The sequence below is a fragment of the Lutibacter sp. genome, from assembly GCF_021647475.1.
Classification (GTDB): Bacteria; Bacteroidota; Bacteroidia; order Flavobacteriales; family Flavobacteriaceae; genus Lutibacter.
In genome coordinates this window covers 72,326-91,514 of record NZ_JAKIUR010000003.1, presented here as the reverse complement: position 1 = coordinate 91,514, position 19,189 = coordinate 72,326, and the positions used below count along the sequence as shown (strand labels likewise).

The 19,189-nt window shown below is 29.6% G+C and carries 17 protein-coding genes and 1 tRNA gene; 10 read left to right on the top strand and 8 right to left on the bottom strand.

Annotation, left to right across the window (positions count from 1 at the left end; translation table 11 throughout):
- The first annotated feature begins 411 nt into the window (after positions 1 to 411).
- From L3J60_RS01540 to L3J60_RS01530, 3 genes are read left to right on the top strand one after another with little or no spacing between them, the layout of a single operon-like run.
- Positions 412 to 1,305 (top strand): NifU family protein, encoded by an 894-nt coding sequence (locus tag L3J60_RS01540; RefSeq protein WP_291973666.1) that lies wholly within the window; start codon positions 412 to 414, stop codon positions 1,303 to 1,305.
- Positions 1,306 to 1,311: 6 nt separating this feature from the next.
- Positions 1,312 to 2,040 (top strand): bifunctional demethylmenaquinone methyltransferase/2-methoxy-6-polyprenyl-1,4-benzoquinol methylase UbiE, encoded by a 729-nt coding sequence (gene ubiE / locus L3J60_RS01535; RefSeq protein WP_291973664.1) that lies wholly within the window; start codon positions 1,312 to 1,314, stop codon positions 2,038 to 2,040.
- 3 nt (positions 2,041 to 2,043) lie between these two features.
- A complete protein-coding gene (locus tag L3J60_RS01530) occupies positions 2,044 to 2,739 on the top strand; it encodes a porin family protein (protein WP_291973662.1) in 696 nt (231 codons plus the stop codon).
- Here the strand turns inward: L3J60_RS01530 and L3J60_RS01525 are convergent.
- On the bottom strand, positions 2,736 to 3,464 hold the full coding sequence (locus L3J60_RS01525) for an RNA methyltransferase (protein WP_291973660.1): 729 nt from the start codon (positions 3,462 to 3,464) through the stop codon (positions 2,736 to 2,738). The genes L3J60_RS01530 and L3J60_RS01525 overlap by 4 nt on opposite strands.
- Positions 3,465 to 3,542: 78 nt before the next feature.
- On the opposite strand from L3J60_RS01525, the gene L3J60_RS01520 reads away from it, so the two are divergent.
- From L3J60_RS01520 to accD, 3 genes are all read left to right on the top strand, one after another.
- On the top strand, positions 3,543 to 6,014 hold the full coding sequence (locus L3J60_RS01520; RefSeq protein WP_291973658.1) for a BamA/TamA family outer membrane protein: 2,472 nt from the start codon (positions 3,543 to 3,545) through the stop codon (positions 6,012 to 6,014).
- A gap of 115 nt (positions 6,015 to 6,129) precedes the next feature.
- Positions 6,130 to 7,197, top strand: a complete 1,068-nt coding sequence (gene fbaA, locus L3J60_RS01515; protein WP_291973656.1) for a class II fructose-bisphosphate aldolase — start codon at positions 6,130 to 6,132, stop codon at positions 7,195 to 7,197.
- A gap of 104 nt (positions 7,198 to 7,301) precedes the next feature.
- On the top strand, positions 7,302 to 8,162 hold the full coding sequence (gene accD, locus L3J60_RS01510) for an acetyl-CoA carboxylase, carboxyltransferase subunit beta (protein WP_291973654.1): 861 nt from the start codon (positions 7,302 to 7,304) through the stop codon (positions 8,160 to 8,162).
- A 48-nt stretch (positions 8,163 to 8,210) separates the two neighbouring features.
- Here accD and L3J60_RS01505 read toward each other — a convergent pair whose 3' ends face one another.
- Positions 8,211 to 9,062, bottom strand: a complete 852-nt coding sequence (locus tag L3J60_RS01505; protein ID WP_291973652.1) for a hypothetical protein — start codon at positions 9,060 to 9,062, stop codon at positions 8,211 to 8,213.
- Between the two features lie 210 nt (positions 9,063 to 9,272).
- Here L3J60_RS01505 and rpsO point away from each other — a divergent pair, with 210 nt between their 5' ends.
- From rpsO to rpe, 4 genes are all read left to right on the top strand, one after another.
- Complete coding sequence (gene rpsO / locus L3J60_RS01500; RefSeq protein ID WP_291973650.1) at positions 9,273 to 9,542, top strand: 30S ribosomal protein S15; 270 nt, start codon at positions 9,273 to 9,275, stop codon at positions 9,540 to 9,542.
- 139 nt (positions 9,543 to 9,681) lie between these two features.
- Positions 9,682 to 11,889 carry a polyribonucleotide nucleotidyltransferase gene (locus L3J60_RS01495; protein ID WP_291973648.1) on the top strand — a complete coding sequence of 736 codons (2,208 nt, stop codon included), beginning with the start codon at positions 9,682 to 9,684 and terminating at the stop codon, positions 11,887 to 11,889.
- 293 nt (positions 11,890 to 12,182) lie between these two features.
- A complete protein-coding gene (locus L3J60_RS01490; RefSeq protein ID WP_291973646.1) occupies positions 12,183 to 13,046 on the top strand; it encodes a sigma-70 family RNA polymerase sigma factor in 864 nt (287 codons plus the stop codon).
- A 103-nt stretch (positions 13,047 to 13,149) separates the two neighbouring features.
- On the top strand, positions 13,150 to 13,809 hold the full coding sequence (gene rpe / locus L3J60_RS01485) for a ribulose-phosphate 3-epimerase (RefSeq protein WP_291973645.1): 660 nt from the start codon (positions 13,150 to 13,152) through the stop codon (positions 13,807 to 13,809).
- Between the two features lie 210 nt (positions 13,810 to 14,019).
- Here rpe and L3J60_RS01480 read toward each other — a convergent pair whose 3' ends face one another.
- From L3J60_RS01480 to ftsA, 6 genes are all read right to left on the bottom strand, one after another.
- Positions 14,020 to 14,805, bottom strand: a complete 786-nt coding sequence (locus L3J60_RS01480) for a sulfite exporter TauE/SafE family protein (RefSeq protein WP_291973643.1) — start codon at positions 14,803 to 14,805, stop codon at positions 14,020 to 14,022.
- A 152-nt stretch (positions 14,806 to 14,957) separates the two neighbouring features.
- Positions 14,958 to 15,031 (bottom strand) — tRNA-Arg (locus L3J60_RS01475).
- Between the two features lies 1 nt (position 15,032).
- Complete coding sequence (locus L3J60_RS01470) at positions 15,033 to 15,281, bottom strand: GIY-YIG nuclease family protein (protein ID WP_291973641.1); 249 nt, start codon at positions 15,279 to 15,281, stop codon at positions 15,033 to 15,035.
- A gap of 94 nt (positions 15,282 to 15,375) precedes the next feature.
- Positions 15,376 to 15,825 carry a GatB/YqeY domain-containing protein gene (locus L3J60_RS01465; protein WP_291973639.1) on the bottom strand — a complete coding sequence of 150 codons (450 nt, stop codon included), beginning with the start codon at positions 15,823 to 15,825 and terminating at the stop codon, positions 15,376 to 15,378.
- Between the two features lie 122 nt (positions 15,826 to 15,947).
- Positions 15,948 to 17,837 (bottom strand): cell division protein FtsZ, encoded by a 1,890-nt coding sequence (gene ftsZ, locus L3J60_RS01460; RefSeq protein ID WP_291973637.1) that lies wholly within the window; start codon positions 17,835 to 17,837, stop codon positions 15,948 to 15,950.
- A 35-nt stretch (positions 17,838 to 17,872) separates the two neighbouring features.
- The gene (ftsA, locus tag L3J60_RS01455) at positions 17,873 to 19,189 is read right to left on the bottom strand and encodes a cell division protein FtsA (protein ID WP_291973636.1); all 1,317 of its coding nucleotides are present in this window, start codon (positions 19,187 to 19,189) and stop codon (positions 17,873 to 17,875) included.

Here is a 19,189-nt window from a genome sequence, read left to right as displayed (position 1 = left end):
AATAAACTTTTATCAAGAATATTTGCCGTTGTAAATCGTGAAACACCTTATGTGGATTTTATGAAATATGCAGCTTAAAAATTAGTGATAAATTTTAATGTTTTTATTTGTTTTAATCATAGAATACGAGTGAATTTTAGCCTTTTTAGGCTTAAAATTAGTATCGAGAATAGTTTTTTTATTTAAAGACAACTGTTCTCGATACAATTTTTTATTAAAAATTACCTGCCTTGTCGAAGTGTTATTTCAGAATCTCATCATAATGATTAACAATCAGAGAACCTGAAACAAGCCTGCCTTGCCGACAGGCAGGTTCAGGTTGACGTAAATTATACTTTTCAGACAGCCTTTTATATTTTTAACGCCAACGAATAAATTTGTTTTAGTTACTTTTGCACAAAATAATTAAAAATGAGCCAAATATCATTAAATATAGAACCCACAAACACTCCAACTATATTAAAATTTACAGCCAATAAAATTTTAACAAGTGGCAGTTATCAATTTAACAATATTGATGATGCTAAAAATTCACCTTTAGCACAACAATTATTTCACTTACCATTTATTAAACGCGTATATATTTCAGCAAACTTTATTGCTTTAGAACGTTTTTTAATTGTTGAATGGAGTGATGTTCAAAATGAATTAAAAGAACAACTTAAAAATTATTTGAACTCTGGTGATGCTTTAATTTTAGAAGAAAAGAAACAAAATCAAATTCCTTTAGAAGTATATGCAGAAGTAACGCCAAATCCTGCGGTTTTAAAATTTATAACAAACAAAAAATTGGTAGCTACCAACTTTGAATTTAAAAATAAAGACGAAGCAAAATTTTCACCTCTTGCTACTGAGTTATTTAACTTTCCATTTACAAAAGAAGTTTTTTTATCTAATAATTATGTAGCCGTTACTAAAATTGATACTATTGAATGGAATGATATTACCACCGAACTTCGATCTTTTATTAAACAATATCTTGATGAAGGAAAAATTATTATAAACGAAGTTCCTGAATACAAAGAAAAACAAGCGGTAACAGATACAGTTATTGGTGAATTGGATACGGTATCACAACAAATTATTTCTATTTTAGATGAACATATTAGACCTGCTGTTGCTGCAGATGGTGGAAACATAAAATTTCAATCTTATGAAGAAAATACCAAAACTGTAAATGTAATTTTACAAGGAGCATGTAGCGGTTGTCCTTCTTCAACTATCACTTTAAAAAATGGAATTGAAGCCATGCTAAAACAATTAATTCCTGGAAAAATTGAGGAAGTAGTTGCCATAAATTTATAACAACATATGACTGAAAAAGTAAAACCTTATAAAGATTCATCTTTAGGAAAAAAGGAACAAGTAACTAAAATGTTTGATACCATTTCAAAGGAATACGATGGATTAAATCGTGTTATTTCTTTTGGAATTGATATAAAATGGAGAAAAAAAGTTGTAGAAATTATAAAAAAAACAAATCCAATTACCATTTTAGATATTGCTACAGGTACCGGAGATTTAGCTATTAATTTAATAGAAACAAACGCTACTTCAATTATTGGTTTAGATATTTCAGAAGGAATGCTAAATGTTGGAAGAGAAAAAATTGAAAAACTGAGTTTAGGTAACACCATAAAAATGGTAGTTGGCGATTCTGAAAACCTGCCTTTCGATGATAATTATTTTGATGCAATTACCGTAGCATTTGGAGTTCGAAATTTTGAAGATTTAGAAAAAGGTTTATCTGAAATTTACAGGGTTTTAAAACCTGAAGGAACTTTTGTGGTTTTAGAAACATCTGTACCAACTAAATTTCCTTACAAACAAGGATATACTTTTTATTCTACCAAAATTTTACCGTTAATTGGCAAACTATTTTCTAAAGATAAAGTTGCTTATAAATATTTATCGGATTCAGCAGCAAAATTCCCTTTTGGAAAAACTTTTAACAATATTTTGGATAAAACTGGGTTTATAGCTATTGAAGATAAACCACAAACTTTTGGAGTTGCCTCCATTTATGTTGCAAAAAAATAATACATGAGAAAGTTTTTAGTTATATTAATATTGTTATGTTCATTTATACCATCTGTAAATGCACAAAAAAGAGACATTGTACTTTACAAACAAAATTGGGATAAACAAAAAATATTTTTTGGGTACTATTTAGGTTTCAATAGAAAAGATTTTAAAATAACCTATAAAACGGCAAACACCTATATTAATGTAACTCCTTCTACAGGTTTTAATGTTGGACTTATTGCAGATTTACGACTACATAAAAACCTTAGTTTAAGACTTGAACCTGGGCTTTCAAGCAATACTAAACAATTAGCATTTACAAGTATTCCTGGCGGACCAAAAGACAGTATTAGAGACGTAAACGCAACTTATTTACGCATTCCACTATTGTTAAAAATTAATGCTAACAGACTTAATAATTTTAGGCCTTATTTAATTGGAGGATTGTCTTACGATTACAATTTTTCAAGTAATCAAGATAATCCTGACGACAATTCAAGTGGTGAATTTCGAATGAAAAAAAATAATTTCACTTATGAATTAGGCGTAGGTGTTGATTTTTATTTGCCATATTTTATTTTTTCACCTTCTATACGTGGTGTTTTTGCAATAAATAATGAATTAGTTAGAGATAATGACCCAAACAGTAAATGGACCGGTCCAATTGATTATTTTGGAACTCGAGGCATTTTTATCAAGTTTGCTTTTCATTAATTATTTCGCTTAAATTCATTTAGAATAATTGCGGTAGCTGTAGCAACATTTAAACTTTCTGTTTGTTGCTGTTTTCCAAACCTAGGAATGGTTATTTTATTAGTAACTAAATTCAAAATTTCATCGCTAATTCCGTTGGCTTCATTTCCCATAATTATAACTCCATTTTTTGGTAATTTGGTTTTATAAATGCTTTCTCCATTCATAATAGTTGCAAATTTTTGGATTTGAATTTCTTGCAAATATTTTTCTAAATCGGTATAAATTATGGAAACTCTAGCTAAAGAGCCCATACTAGCTTGCACAACTTTTGGATTAAAACAATCCACGGTATTTTCTGAGCAAACTAATTGATTTACACCAAACCAATCACATAATCTAATAATTGTACCTAGGTTTCCAGGATCATTCACTTCATCAAGAGCAACTATTAATCCTTCTTTAATTATCAAATTTTCCTTTGGAATTTTAAATAAGGCAACAACTTTATTAGGATTTTTTAAATTACTGATTTTTTTAAGATCCTTTTCAGAAATTACCACTCTATTTTCAACTTCTAAAAATAGTAATTCCTCTGAGGTAAACAATTGAAAAATTTCAAATTTTGAGTTTAAAAATTCCTGAACGCCTTTTATTCCTTCCACCATAAATAAATGATGCTTTATACGGTACTTTTTTTGCGAAAGACTCGTTATTAATTTTAATTGAATTTTGCTGAAAACCATAGGTTATTTAATAAAAAATAGTAATTTGTTAATCCCTTTAAATGTTTTACTTTTGAAACAAATTTAAACTCTTATTTATTGAAAAACAATTTTATAATATTAATAATCTTAGTTAGTATAACTTTTAGTTTTTCATCGTGTAATGCTGTTAAATATGTTCCTGAAAATGAACACTTATTAATCAAAAATAATATTATTGTAAATGACAAAAAAACATTTGATAATGAAATAAGTGATTATATAATTCAACGTCCAAATCAATTAGTTTTAGGAGCTCCTTTTCCACTATACTTTTATAACATTGGTAATAAAAATTTTGAAACTAATTTTGAAACCTGGAAAAAAAACCATCCTGGATGGTACAAATTTACCAAAGGAGTTTTTTCTGAAAAACAAGCAAGAGGCGTTAGGGATTTTAAATTTAAAATGCATCAATGGTGGCTAAAAAACGGAGAAGCACCTGTTATTTTAAACCCTAAAAAAACAAAAGAATCTGTTGAAAATTTAAAACTACATTATTTTCAAGAAGGTTTTTTTAATGCTAAAGTAACTACAAAAAACACGTTTATTAAGAATAAAAAAACTATTGTACAATATATTATTGAAACAGGGAAACCATATGTTTTAGACAGCTTAAGTTCATCCATAGAATCTACGGTTTTAGATTCTATTTATAAAACTCATAGTAGTGAAACTTTAATTAAAAAAGGCGAACAATTTAAATTTTCAACCTTTATTGATGAACAAAATAGGATAAGTAAATTATTTAGAAATTCTGGAATTTATAGATTTAATAAAAATGCTATCTTAATGGATGTTGATTCTTCAAACTACAAGGCAAATATCAATTTAATAATAAATGACAGTATTGCTGATGTTCCCTTTAAAATTCAAAAGATAAAAACAGTAAATATTTATACCGATTACTCATTTAATAATAAAGATAAAGTCCTAAAAGATAGTGTTAATTATAATGGTTATCATTTTTTAGCACAAGCAAAATTAAATTACAATCCTAAAATTTTATTAAATAGCATTTTTATTGAACCAAATACTATTTATAAAGATGAAAGCAGAGAATTGACTCGAAAACATTTACGAAATTTAAACAATTTTAAATCTGTTAACATAAAATATACTGAATTGCCCAATAGTGATGATTTATTGGCTTCTATCTATTTAACTCCATTAAAAAAATACGCTTTAGGATTTAATACGGAATTAAATCATTCTAACATTCGGCAATTAGGAATATCTGGAAAACTTTCCTTTTTAAATAGAAATATTTTTAAAGGTGCTGAAATTTTAAAATTTTCTATCCAAGGTTCTTTTTTAGATTCTAAAGATGCCGCAAGCAATAACAGCTTATTAAATGCCTGGGAAATTGGAGGAGATGTTTCTTTAATATTACCTCGGTTTTTACTTCCTTTTAAAACCAATAAATTAGTTCCTAAAAAAATGTCTCCTAAAACTACCTTTACATTAGGAACGAGTTTGCAAAAAAACATTGGGCTCGATAAACAAAAATTTACTGGAATTATTGATTATACATGGAATCCATCCAAAAGTATTCATCAGAGTTTACAATTATTGAACGCTCAGTTTATTAAAAACCTAAATATAAAATCATATTTCAATATTTATACTTCGGAATTTAATCAAATAAAAGATATTGCAACCACTTATTTTAATGAAACTATTACCACAAATAATGTGATAGATTTTATAAACACCAATATTAATACATCGTTTGAAGCTACAAATCCTGATGAATTCAAAATAGCACAAAACATTAAAAAACGTTATAATATTATTACAGAAGATGTTTTAGTGCCAGCAATTACTTACACATTTACCTTCAATAATAGTAAAAATTATAAAGATATTGACTTTTCATTTTTTAGAGCTCGAATTGTATCTTCAGGAAATTTAAGCACATTACTTTCAAAAACACGAGATAATAATAATGTTAAAACTATTTTAAAAACACCAATTGCTCAATACCTTAGAACAGATTTTGAATACAAAAAATTCTGGAATATCCAACAAGAAAATGTATTAGCTTTTAGATCTTTTTTAGGAATAGCTTATCCATACGGAAATTCAACCAGCATTCCTTTCAGTAGAAGTTATTTTATTGGTGGACCTAACGATTTAAGAGCCTGGAAAATTTATGATTTAGGTCCAGGCTCAACAAAAACAGGATTAGAATACAATGTAGGAAGCTTAAAATTTCTTACAAGTTTAGAATATCGATTTAAAATAATAAACAGCATTAAAGGAGCTTTATTTATTGATTCAGGAAATATTTGGGACATTACAAATTCTTCTGTAACCTTAGAAAGTGCAAAATTTAAAGGAATTAGCTCTTTAAAAGATATTGCAGTTGGTTCAGGATTTGGAATTAGATACGATTTAAGTTTTATCCTTTTACGATTAGATTTAGGATTTAAAACCTACGAACCCTATTTAAATAAAGGAAATAGATGGTTTAAAAACTATAATTTTAACCATACCGTGTATAATTTTGGGATTAGCTATCCTTTCTAAAGTTAGTTTCACTATTTCGTTTTCGCTACTTTGCTATTGCACAAATAAAAGATAATCATTAAATTAGTAACTTTGTAGTACATAAATTATTAAACTAAATAACACATAATATAGTATGAGTCACAATATTAAACCAGGAGTTGCCACTGGAAATACCGTTCAAGAAATTTTTAAATTGGCTAAAGCAAAAGGCTTTGCCGTACCTGGGGTAAACGTATCAGGTTCTAACACTATTAACGCCGTTTTGGAAACTGCTAGAGATTTAAATTCTCCCGTAATTATTCAGTTTTCTAACGGAGGTGCTCAATTTAATGCAGGAAAAGGATTATCCAATGAAAATCAAAAAGCAGCTATTGCCGGTGCAATGGCAGGAGCAAAACATGTACACTTGTTAGCAAAAGCTTATAAAGTTCCTGTAATTTTACATACTGACCATTGTGCAAAAAAATTATTACCTTGGGTTGATGGTTTATTAGATGCTGGAGAACAATATTATAAAGAAAATGGTGTGCCATTATTTAGTTCTCATATGATTGATTTATCAGAAGAACCACTTGAAGAAAATATTGAGCTTTGTAAAAAATATCTTGCTCGTATGGATAAAATGGGAATGACACTTGAAATTGAATTAGGTATTACTGGAGGTGAAGAAGATGGTGTCGATAATTCTGATGTTGATGATTCTAAATTATATACCCAACCAAAAGAAGTAGCCTATGCTTATGAAGAACTTAAAAAAATAAGCAATCATTTTACCATTGCTGCTTCCTTTGGAAATGTACACGGCGTGTACAAACCTGGTAATGTTAAGCTTACTCCTAAAATTTTAGATAACTCTCAAAAATATATTGAAAAAAATTATCAAACAGAAAAAAATCCTGTAAATTTTGTATTCCATGGTGGCTCTGGCTCTTCTTCAGAACAAATTAAAGAAGCTATTGGTTATGGAGTTGTAAAAATGAATATTGATACCGATTTACAATTTGCTTTTATGGAAGGAATACGAGATTATATGAATAACAAAATTGAATACTTAAGTACCCAAATTGGAAATCCTGAAGGAACTGATTTACCAAATAAAAAATATTACGATCCTAGAAAATGGTTACGAGAAGGTGAACTTACTTTTAAAACTAGACTAAAAAGAGCTTTTAGTGATTTAAATAATGTAAATACCTTATAATCAATATTTTTAATATTTTAAATTTTAAAGAGGACATGTTTTTATATGTTCTCTTTATTTTTTTTAGTAATTTGCACCCCCGTTTTAACTAAAACATAAAAATTATGGTAGCTTGGTTTAAAAGAAAGGATAAAGGAATTCAAACTCCTACAGAAGAAAAAAAAGATGTGCCAAAAGGGCTGTGGTATAAAACCCCAAGTGGTAAAGTAATTGACACGGATGAATTAAAGGAAAATTACTATGTAAGCCCTGAAGATGGCTACCATGTAAGAATTGGAAGTGCTGAGTATTTTGAAATTTTATTTGATGACAATAAATATAAAGAACTGAATAAAAATATTGTTTCAAAAGATCCTTTAAAATTTACCGATACCAAAAAATATACAGATCGATTAAAAGAAGCTTACGAAAAAACCAAATTAAAAGATGCTGTTCGTACAGCAGTTGGCAAATCATTTGGTAAAAATATTGTAATTGCCGCTATGGATTTCAGCTTTATTGGGGGTTCGATGGGAAGTGTTGTAGGTGAAAAAATTGCTCGTGCAATTGATTACTGTATCAAAAATAAAACTCCTTTCTTAATAATTTCAAAATCTGGTGGAGCAAGAATGATGGAAGCATCCTTATCCTTAATGCAATTAGTAAAAACTTCCGTAAAATTAGCCCAATTATCTGAAGCAAAAATTCCCTATATTTCTTTATGTACTGATCCAACAACTGGTGGCACAACAGCATCTTTTGCTATGTTAGGTGATATTAACATTGCCGAACCAAATGCTTTAGTTGCTTTTGCAGGTCCTAGAGTTGTTAAAGATACTACAGGGAAAGACTTACCAGAAGGGTTTCAACATTCAGAATTTGTGTTAGAACACGGTTTTTTAGATAAGATTATAGAACGAAAAAACTTAAAAAAACAAATTAATTTATATATTGATTTAGTCGAAAATATACCTGTTAGAAGTTAAAAAAAGGCGAGCATTGCTCGCCTTTTTTTATAAAATCATCCCAATTTATTAAAACATTCTACCTTTTAAAGTAATTTCATGTGATTCGCCATTGGCATTAGTAAATATAGCTACATTATCACAAGTTCCATCTCCGAAATCTAAAGTACCACTACTATCATTTTTTTGTAATTCTACAACACCACTAACAATAAATCTACAAGACATTTCTCTACGTAAAGGAGTAGTAATATTTGCTGATACTACAGTTCCATCTTTAAAGGTAGCATTCCAATTTCCTGTAATTAAAAATACGTTATCTCCAAAAGTTCGTGTATCAAATCCTTCAATCCATTCTCTAGTTTTTGTTCCTTTTCTAGAAGCATAAACGCCATCTGGCCAAGTAACTTTCATATCAAATGTTAATGTAGATTGAGGGTTTCCATTATCATTGGCTCTAGTTCTAACTAAAGAGTTCTCTCCTTCTACACTAATATCATTAAAAAAGAAATTTTCAAAACTATAAGTAACGGTAAACGAAGACACATCGGTATTCACCTCATAACTCATAATAATTTTTCCTTTCAATATGTTACCATTTGGTAGTTCACAGCCTTCTCCAAAATCTAAAGTTACATTTTTTGTTGTTCCTGTAATAACAATAGTTTTAGTAACGCAAGGCAAAATATCACTTGTTTTGCTTTCTTGAGAAGGACGAGCAGACATTCCTTCATTTCCCATTAAATAATCATCTACCACATTGTTTATATCATCAGAAATATCATCTGCTTCAACAACTGCAATAGCATCTGCATCTGATATTGGGTCAGTTAGTGTAACATCATTATTTTTTTCACAACTAGTAATAAATAAACTACCAATTGCTACAAACATAAAAAGTTTAAAATTCAAAGTTTTCATAAGATTTTGTTTTATAAGTTTAACATTAAAAAATTTGTTTTATTGCTACTAAGACCTTGAAAAATTAAAAAGGTTTAAAAAAAGAGTAAAAAAACTTAAAAAAGTATTTATTTACAGTCAATTGCAAATCAAAATAATAATGGTATATTTGCCGACTGTTAACCAATTGGTTAACGTTGCATAAAAATTATTAATAAAATTAATGTTAGCATGTTATTAACAAAAGAAAAAAAAGCAGAAATTTTTGCTAAACACGGTAAATCAGCTACAGATACTGGTTCATCTGAAGGGCAAATTGCATTATTCACTTACAGAATTAACCATTTAACTGAACATTTAAAAAACAACCGAAAAGATTTTAATACGGAAAGGTCGTTAGTTAAATTAGTAGGAAAACGAAGAAATTTACTTGATTACTTAATTAAAAATGATATCGTAAGATATCGAGCTATTATTAAGGAATTAGGATTAAGAAAATAATTTCATTTCAAAGAGGCTTTATTGCCTCTTTTTTATTTAATTTTAATAAATTAAAAGAAAGCAATCAATTAAACTTTTCATTGGTAAAACACAACACAACAACTAAACCAATTGTTTAATTAAAAATTAAAATTTATTTATGATACCAAAGGTTCATACACAAATTATTGAATTAGGAGATGGAAGAACCATCTCTTTAGAAACTGGAAAATTAGCTAAACAAGCTGATGGTTCAGTTGTTGTTAGAATGGGAAAAGCTTTGCTGTTAGCAACTGTTGTTTCTTCAAGAAAAGCAAGCCAAGGAATTGACTTTTTACCACTAACAGTAGATTACCGAGAAAAATTTGCAGCAGCAGGAAGATATCCTGGTGGATTTTTTAAACGTGAAGCAAGACCAAGTACCGAAGAAATTTTAACGATGCGTTTAGTGGATAGAGTACTTCGTCCACTTTTTCCAAAAGATTACCACGCAGAAGTTCAAGTGATGATTCAGTTAATGTCTAATGATGAAGATATTATGCCAGATGCACTTGCAGGTTTAGCAGCATCAACAGCGATACAATTAAGTGATATTCCTTTTGAATATCCTATTTCAGAAGTACGCGTTGCTAGAGTTGATGGAGCATTCATAATTAATCCAAGCAGAGCTCAACTTGAAGTTGCTGATATTGATATGATGGTTGGTGCATCAGCAGATTCAGTTGCAATGGTTGAAGGTGAAATGGATGAAGTTTCTGAAGAAGAAATGACTGAAGCTATTAAAGTAGCACATGAAGCTATTAAAATTCAATGTAAAGCTCAAGAAGAATTTATTGCCAAAGTAGGTAAAAAAGAAACTAGAACCTATGATCAAGAAGAAAACGATGCGGACTTAGAAACTAAAATCTATGAAATGGCATATCAAAAATGTTATGACATTGCCAAATTAGGATCTTTAAAGCATGAACGTTCTGAAAAATTTGACGCTGTAAAGGCAGAAATAAAAGCTTCTTTTTCAGAAGAAGAATTAGCAGAAAAAGGAGATTTAATTTCAAAATATTTTGCGAAAGCTGAAAAAGCAGCAGTTCGTAATTTAATTTTAGACGAAGGTTTAAGATTAGATGGTAGAAAAACAACTGAAATTAGACCAATATGGTGTGAGGTAGATTATTTGCCTTCAACCCATGGTTCAGCAATATTTACTAGAGGTGAAACTCAAGCATTAGCAACCGTAACCCTTGGAACTTCAAGAGAAGCCAACCAAGTTGATATGCCAACCTACCAAGGTGAAGAACGTTTTTATTTACATTATAACTTTCCTCCTTTTTGTACGGGTGAAGCACGACCTTTAAGAGGAACTTCAAGAAGAGAAATTGGACATGGAAATTTAGCTCAACGAGCTTTAGGAGCTATGATTCCTGAAGATTGCCCATATACTGTTAGAGTAGTTTCTGAGGTTTTAGAATCTAACGGTTCTTCTTCAATGGCAACGGTTTGTGCCGGTACTATGGCTTTAATGGATGCAGGTGTTCAAATGAAAAAACCAGTTTCAGGTATTGCAATGGGATTAATTTCTGATGGTGATAAATATGCTGTTTTATCTGATATCTTAGGAGATGAAGATCATTTAGGAGATATGGATTTTAAAGTTACAGGTACTGCGGATGGAATTACTGCTTGCCAAATGGATATTAAAATTAAAGGATTATCCTATGAAATTTTAACTAGTGCTTTAAAACAAGCTCACGAAGGTAGATTACATATTTTAGGTTTATTAACAGATACTATTGCAAAACCAAATCCAACGGTTAAAGCACACGCTCCAAAAATGGTAACAAAAACTATTCCTGGAGATTTTATTGGAGCTTTAATTGGTCCTGGTGGAAAAGTAATTCAAGAATTACAAAAAGAAACAGGCTGTACCATAGTAATTAATGAAGATCCTGTAACGGAAGAAGGAATTGTTGAAATATTAGGAACTGATCAAAAAGGTATAGATGCCGTTTTAGCTAAAATTGATTCCATTACATTTAAACCTTTAGTTGGAAGTGTTTATGAAGTTAAAGTGATTAAAATACTTGATTTTGGTGCAGTTGTAGAATATATTGAAGCTCCAGGAAATGAAGTGCTTTTACATATTTCTGAATTGGCTTGGGAACGTACTAATAACGTAACTGATGTTGTAAATATGGGAGATGTTTTTGATGTAAAATACTTTGGAAGAGACCCAAGAACTCGTAAAGAAAAAATTTCTCGTAAAGCTATTTCACCAAAACCAGAAGGTTTTAAAGAAAGACCTCCACGTGAAAATAGAGATCATAGATCACGTGATAACCGAGATAGAAAACCTAGAACTCCAAGAGAATAAGAATAAACTCTAGAGTACTATTAAATACAAAAAAAGGCTTCTCAAATTTGAGAAGCCTTTTTCATTAATTAAAGTCAAGAATATTGGTTAAATCTAAAAAAAAACAGGAAACAATCATTAATTTTAGTTGCTGATAATAAAACTTCCAATAAATAATTTTGAATGCCTAACCTATATTTCAATTATCCGTTTAGATAAATATTAAGCTTTTTTATTATCATTTTGTAACTTTTTGTAAAATACTACGTATATATAATAGACCTTTTAAATAACTAAAAAATTTAAGCTACTACATGAGACAACTTAAAATCACAAAACAGGTTACTAATAGAGAAACCGCATCGTTAGACAAATATTTACAGGAAATTGGAAAAGTGGATTTAATAACCGCTGAAATGGAAGTTGAATTAGCCCAACGGATTAGAGCTGGTGACCAAGTTGCGTTAGAAAAATTAACTAAAGCAAATCTACGTTTTGTGGTATCAGTAGCAAAACAATATCAAAATCAAGGTTTAACGTTACCCGATTTAATTAATGAAGGTAATTTAGGATTAATAAAAGCGGCTAAACGTTTTGATGAAACTCGTGGTTTTAAATTTATTTCTTATGCTGTTTGGTGGATTAGACAATCTATTTTACAAGCCTTAGCAGAACAATCAAGAATTGTGCGTTTACCATTAAATAAAATTGGTTCTATTAATAAAATCAATAAAATGTATGCGTTTTTAGAGCAAGAAAATGAACGTCCTCCTTCTGCTGAAGAAATTGCTAAAAAATTAGATATGACTATAAATGACGTTAAGGAATCTATGAAGAATTCTGGTCGTCACGTATCTATGGATGCTCCATTAATTGAAGGTGAAGACTCTAACTTATACGATGTGTTGAATACTGGTGATTCTCCAAATCCAGATAGAGCTTTATTACACGAATCTTTAAAAGTTGAAATTGAACGTGCTTTAGAAACTTTGACGCCGCGTGAAGCAGATGTTGTTATGCTATATTTTGGTTTAGGCGATGCTCACCCAATGACCTTAGAAGAAATTGGTGAAACTTTCGATTTAACTCGTGAACGTGTTCGTCAAATTAAAGAAAAAGCTATCAGACGTTTAAAACATACTTCAAGAAGCAAAATTTTAAAAACATATTTAGGATAATTCTAGTAATTTAGAGAATTATTTTAATACAAAAAGAAAAACTCTCGAAAATTTCGAGAGTTTTTCTTTTTAAAAGTTATTTTTGCTAAAACAAATCTACAAAATGAAAACATATATTGCTCCTTCAATTTTATCGGCTAATTTTGGAAATTTACAACAAGAAGTTGAAATGATTAATAAAAGTGATGCCGATTGGTTTCATGTTGATGTAATGGATGGCGTTTTTGTTCCTAACATTTCCTTTGGAATGCCTGTTATAAAAGCAATTAAAAAACATGCTGAAAAAACATTAGATGTTCATTTAATGATCGTTAATCCAGATAAATTTATCAAAGATTTTAAAGATGCAGGAGCAGATATTTTAACCGTTCATTATGAAGCTTGTACACATTTGCACCGAACTGTTCAAGCCATAAAAGCAACAGGAATGAAAGCAGGAGTTTCATTAAATCCACATACACCAATTGCAGTTTTAGAAGATATTATTAAAGATTTGGATTTAGTATTAATTATGAGTGTAAATCCTGGATTTGGTGGACAAAAATTCATCGAAAATACTTATAAAAAAATAGCTCAACTTAAAAAGTTAATTGAATATTCTGGATCTAAAGCACTTATTGAAGTTGACGGTGGCGTTACCGATAAAAATATTCAAAAATTAGCATCAAAAGGAGTAAATGCTTTTGTTGCTGGAAGTTTTGTGTTTAAAAGTAAAAATCCTTCTGAAACAATAAGTACTTTAAAAAAATTAGTTTCTGAATAAAAATAGATAAACTTTTGTTCGGATTTTAGTATAAAAATATCTGATTGTTCGTAATTAGTACTAATAAATAACAACGTCATGCTGAATTCATTTCAGCATCTCATTACCATTTAATAACCAGTATTTTTTGAGTTTAGGATAACAGACATTATGTTAGATTACGGATATACAAAAAAATATTATTAAAACTTCAAACTGTAAAAGTATCTTTTAAAACAGGTACTTTATCAAAAGACGAATCCCAACAACAGCAATTAATATAGCTGTTCCTCTTTTTAAATTAATTGGTGAAATAACTTTTGTACTCAACCTTGAGCCTATTTGACCTCCAATTAAAACGGTCATCATCAACATAATGGTAATAGTTGGTTTAATTGAAAAATCAGGATTTAAATATTGTCCCATTAACCCTGCTATTGAATTCACTAAAATAAAAAAGCTAGAGGTTGCTGCAATTCTTTTGGGAGTATCCCATTTTGTTAAATGTAAAAGTGGTGCTAAAAAAATGCCTCCACCAATACCAACCATTCCAGAAATAAATCCAATTCCACCTCCATAAGAAATATTTTTTAATACCGATTTTTTAAAGTTGACTTGCTCACTTTTTTTAGAAATATATTTTGAAGACCACATTAAAACAGCAGCTATTAAAAGTGTAACACCTAAAAGGATAAAGAAAAAAGAATGACTTATTTTTAAAGAGCCTCCTATAAAAGCCATTGGAACACTCAACAACACTAAAGGAAAAATCTTTTTCCAATTAAACAAATTATTTTTCATATACAGAAAAGTACCACCAGATACAACAACAATATTACACAACAAAGCTATTGCTCTAATTTGGGTGAACGCCAATGATGTTAATGTTAAAACAGCTAAATAACTTGAACCTCCACCAAAACCAACAGATGAATAAAGAATTGCTATTAAAAAAAAGAAAAATATTATTTCCCAATTTAACATTAAAGTATTTAATATATCTTGAAATATTAGCATAATTCTTTTAAATAAAATTACTTTTAAACTTACAACAAAATTAAAGGTTAAAATTGGTTTATAAACTGATAAATATTAGGGAAATTTAATACTATCAAGTTTAAAATTAAGGATTAAAAAAAACTCCAACTTTTGGTTGAAGGTTCAACTTGTGACCCCGGCAGGATTCAAACCTGCAACCGCTGGAGCCGAAATCCAGTGCGCTATTCAGTTGCGCCACGAGGCCTTTAATTTTCTTGTAATTGTAAAGATTTTATAAATTCTCTACCTACTCCTGATTTTAAATATTTTTCTCTTTCTCTTGCTTCTAATCTTGTTTTAAACGCTTCTTTAAAAATAACTTCCCAAGGTGCGTATGCTTTTGTTGATTTATTTTGTTTTGTATTATGCTCCTTTAATCTTCTCTCTATATCAATAGTCATGCCTGTATATTTTCTATTGTGCTTTTTACTATAAAGAACATATACATAAAACATATTATATTATATCATTTAATTTTCAAGTCCGAAACCTGCCTGCCGGCAGGCAGGTCCAGTGCGCTATTCAGTTGCGCCACGAGGCCTTTAATATTTATGAAAGTAATTTTTTTACAACCATTGATATAGCTTTACCATCAGCTTTACCTGCTAATTCTTTTGAAGCCATTCCCATAACTTTTCCCATATCTTTCATTGAAGAGGCTTCAACAGTTTTAACAATTTTTGAAATAATTTCTACTACTTTTTCTTCACTTAGTTGCTCAGGTAAAAATTGTGCAATTATATTTGCTTGTGCTAATTCTGGTTTAGCCAAATCATTTCTGTTTTGTTCTTGATAAACAGCTGCACTATCTTTACGTTGTTTTACTAATTTTTGGACAATTTTTAATTCTTCCTCTTCCGATAATTCTTCTGATGCTCCTCCTTTTGTTTGTGCTAATAAAATTTCAGATTTTATTGCTCTTAAAGATGCTAATGCTACTTGATCTTTAGATTTCATAGCATTTTTAATTTTACTCATTACTTTATTTTGCAAACTCATGTGTAAACTAATTTAGTTTTGCGAAGATAAAAAAAAAGAACTCGAAAATCTTCTTTTAATATAAGATTTTCGAGTTAAAACTTAGAAAACAATTCTAAGGGTCTTAGTCCTTGGGCAATATTTTAATCTACATTATCATGTAAAAATGAGTTATTTGATCTAAATTGAATATTATCATTCTCATCAACTTCTAAAGAAGTACGAGATTGATTAATTTCAGAGGAATGGGTAGTTTCATTTAATTCTACTCCCATTCTCTTATAAGCTGGTTCTTTTTCTATATCATCAATTTTTTTCTTGATATTATTTATAAATTTATAATTGAAATTTTTCATTTCATCACGTCTTTCAGAGGCTCTTTTTTGTAATTCTTCAATAGTTAAATCTAATGGAGAAACTTCTTTATAATCTACAACTTCTTGATTATTAATTTCTTCTTTTGAACTAAGTGTAAATTTTAGCTCTTCTTCAATAACAGTTTCAACTTTAGCTTTTGGTTTTGTTGCTTTTGTTAAATTATCTTCTAATTCAGTATAATCTTCTAATGAAAAATAAACTTCCTCTTCTACTTTTTTACTAGACTCAACAATTTCATGATTATTAACTTCAAATTTTTCAGCGTTTATACTATTTTTAGAAGTAATTTTTTGGGCTTCTTTAATTGGCAAATCAAAAGTAAAGGATATTTGATTTTCATCTTCAATAGGTTCTTCTTTTTCTTCAATAAGTTCAGATTTAATTTCTGTAATTTCAAATTCTTCAACATTTTCTACCAACACTTCATCATAAACTATATCAATATTTTTAATGAATTCGGTAGTTGGAATTAAGCTAACTTCTTCCTCCAAGTCTTCTCCTAAATCATATATAATTTTGTCTTCATTAATAAAGGTTTCCTCACTTTTATTTTCTTCATCTATTTTAACGGTATTCTGTACTGTTTTTTCGTTAAAATCAAAAGTAGCTTCCTGCTCATCATTTAAAATATGTTTAATTATTTTTGGATCCGTATTTGCAATTTCATATTGCTGATCTTTAGTAAATCCAGTTGCAATTATAGTAACAGAAATGGCATCGCCTAAAGATTCATCTTCACCAACTCCCATAATAATATTTACATTTGATTTAGCTTCAGATTGAATGTAATCGTTAATTTCTCCTATTTCATCAATAGTAATTTCTTCTGTACCAGAAACAATTAACAATAACACATTTTTAGCTCCTGTAATTTTATTATCATTTAACAATGGAGAATCTAACGCTTTGGTAATTGCTTCTTCTGAACGATCAACACCTGCTGCTGAAGCAGAACCCATTATAGCAGTTCCACTATTCGATAAAACTGTTTTAGCATCTTTTAAATCGATATTTTGAGTGTAATGATGCGTAATTACTTCAGCAATTCCTCTTGCGGCCGTTGATAAAACTTCATCCGCTTTTGAAAAGCCTGCTTTAAATCCTAAATTGCCATAAACTTCACGCAATTTGTTATTATTAATAACCACTAATGAATCTACATATTCACGTAATTTATCAATTCCTTTTTGAGCCTGTTCATTTCTAGTCTTTCCTTCAAAAGAAAAAGGTGTTGTTACAATACCAATAGTTAACAAATCTAATTCACGAGCCACTTTTGCAATAACTGGTGCTGCACCTGTACCGGTGCCTCCACCCATACCAACAGTAATAAATACCATTTTAGAATGTGATGAAAGCATTTCTCTAATTTCTTGAATACTTTCCATTGCGGCCTGCTCACCAACTTCAGGATTTGCACCAGCTCCTAATCCTTCGGTTAAAGAAACTCCTAACTGAATTTTAGTAGGTATTGGACTATTTTGTAATGCTTGAGCATCGGTATTACAAATTATAAAATCTACACCGTTTATTCCTTGTGAAAACATGTGGTTTACAGCATTGCTACCACCACCTCCAACGCCGATTACTTTTATAACGTGCGACTTATTTTTTGGTAAATCGAATGAAATGTTATTAAAATCTGAATTGCTCATAATATATGTATTGGTATTTTTCTTTCTTATTCTATTTATTCTGCATTATCTAAAAAATCTCTAAACTTATCTGCCCATTTTTCAAAAATTGATTTTTTAGGTTGTTTTGCTTCTTTTTCCTCAGTACTATCCTTTTCTTTTTCTTGAGAAGCATCATCTGAAATTTCGCTTTCTTTATCTTTATCTTTTTCTAGTTTATTTAATCCATTCATTAATAAGCCTACAGCAGTAGCATATTGTGGACTTGACAAGCTTTCATCAGAATCTCCTGCTAAATTCTCATTTGGATATCCAATTCTAGTATCCATTCCAGTTATATATTCAACAAGCTGTTTTAAATGTTTTAATTGAGCTCCTCCACCTGTTAAAACGATACCTGCAATTAGCTTTTTTTTAGGTTCTTCATGTCCATAATTTTTTATTTCCATAAATACCTGTTCAACAATTTCAACTACTCTGGCATGAATTATTTTAGATAAATTTTTAAGTGTAATTTCTTTTGGATCTCTTCCCCTTAACCCTGGAATTGATACAATTTCATTTTCTTTATTTTCTCCTGGCCAAGCGGAACCAAATTTCGTTTTTAATAATTCAGCCTGTTTTTCAATAATAGAGCAACCTTCCTTAATATCTTCAGTAATCACATTTCCGCCAAATGGTACCACAGCCGTATGACGAATTATTCCATTTTTAAAAATGGCTAAATCAGTAGTTCCTCCTCCTATATCAATCAACGCAACCCCTGCTTCTTTTTCTTCATTACTTAAAACTGCTTCTGCAGAAGCTAGTGGTTCTAAGGTAATACCTGCCAAATCAAGACCTGCACTTTTAATACAGCGCCCAATATTTCTAATAGAAGAAACTTGCCCAACTACTACATGAAAATTAGCTTCTAATCTACCTCCATACATTCCAACTGGCTCTGTAATTTCAGATTGCCCATCTACTTTAAATTCCTGTGGTAACACATGAATTATTTCTTCACCAGGTAACATTACTAATTTATAAACTTGCTTTTCAAGTTTTTCTAAATCTTCGTCATTAATAACTTCTTCAGAATTTGGTCTAGTGATATAATCACTATGTTGTAAACTTCTAATATGCTGACCTGCAATGCCTACTACAGCTTCATGAATTTTTATCCCAGAAACTGCAATAGCTTCATCTACAGCCGCTTGAATTGATTGAATGGTTTGAGTTATATTATTAACAACGCCTCTATGCACTCCTAAGCTTTTCGCTTTTCCTGTACCAAGTATCTCAATTTTTCCATATTCATTTCTACGACCAATCATAGCAACAATTTTTGTTGTTCCTATATCCAATCCTACTGAAATATCATTGTGTTCCAT

Coding starts and splice junctions, on each gene's coding strand:
- L3J60_RS01540 (WP_291973666.1), top strand. CDS start 412: ATGAGCCAAATATCATTAAATATAGAACCCACAAACACTCCAACTATA.
- ubiE (WP_291973664.1), top strand. CDS start 1,312: ATGACTGAAAAAGTAAAACCTTATAAAGATTCATCTTTAGGAAAAAAG.
- L3J60_RS01530 (WP_291973662.1), top strand. CDS start 2,044: ATGAGAAAGTTTTTAGTTATATTAATATTGTTATGTTCATTTATACCA.
- L3J60_RS01525 (WP_291973660.1), bottom strand. CDS start 3,464: ATGGTTTTCAGCAAAATTCAATTAAAATTAATAACGAGTCTTTCGCAA.
- fbaA (WP_291973656.1), top strand. CDS start 6,130: ATGAGTCACAATATTAAACCAGGAGTTGCCACTGGAAATACCGTTCAA.
- accD (WP_291973654.1), top strand. CDS start 7,302: ATGGTAGCTTGGTTTAAAAGAAAGGATAAAGGAATTCAAACTCCTACA.
- L3J60_RS01505 (WP_291973652.1), bottom strand. CDS start 9,062: ATGAAAACTTTGAATTTTAAACTTTTTATGTTTGTAGCAATTGGTAGT.
- rpsO (WP_291973650.1), top strand. CDS start 9,273: ATGTTATTAACAAAAGAAAAAAAAGCAGAAATTTTTGCTAAACACGGT.
- L3J60_RS01495 (WP_291973648.1), top strand. CDS start 9,682: ATGATACCAAAGGTTCATACACAAATTATTGAATTAGGAGATGGAAGA.
- L3J60_RS01490 (WP_291973646.1), top strand. CDS start 12,183: ATGAGACAACTTAAAATCACAAAACAGGTTACTAATAGAGAAACCGCA.
- rpe (WP_291973645.1), top strand. CDS start 13,150: ATGAAAACATATATTGCTCCTTCAATTTTATCGGCTAATTTTGGAAAT.
- L3J60_RS01480 (WP_291973643.1), bottom strand. CDS start 14,805: ATGCTAATATTTCAAGATATATTAAATACTTTAATGTTAAATTGGGAA.
- L3J60_RS01470 (WP_291973641.1), bottom strand. CDS start 15,281: ATGTTTTATGTATATGTTCTTTATAGTAAAAAGCACAATAGAAAATAT.
- L3J60_RS01465 (WP_291973639.1), bottom strand. CDS start 15,825: ATGAGTTTGCAAAATAAAGTAATGAGTAAAATTAAAAATGCTATGAAA.
- ftsZ (WP_291973637.1), bottom strand. CDS start 17,837: ATGAGCAATTCAGATTTTAATAACATTTCATTCGATTTACCAAAAAAT.
- ftsA (WP_291973636.1), bottom strand. CDS start 19,189: ATGGAACACAATGATATTTCAGTAGGATTGGATATAGGAACAACAAAA.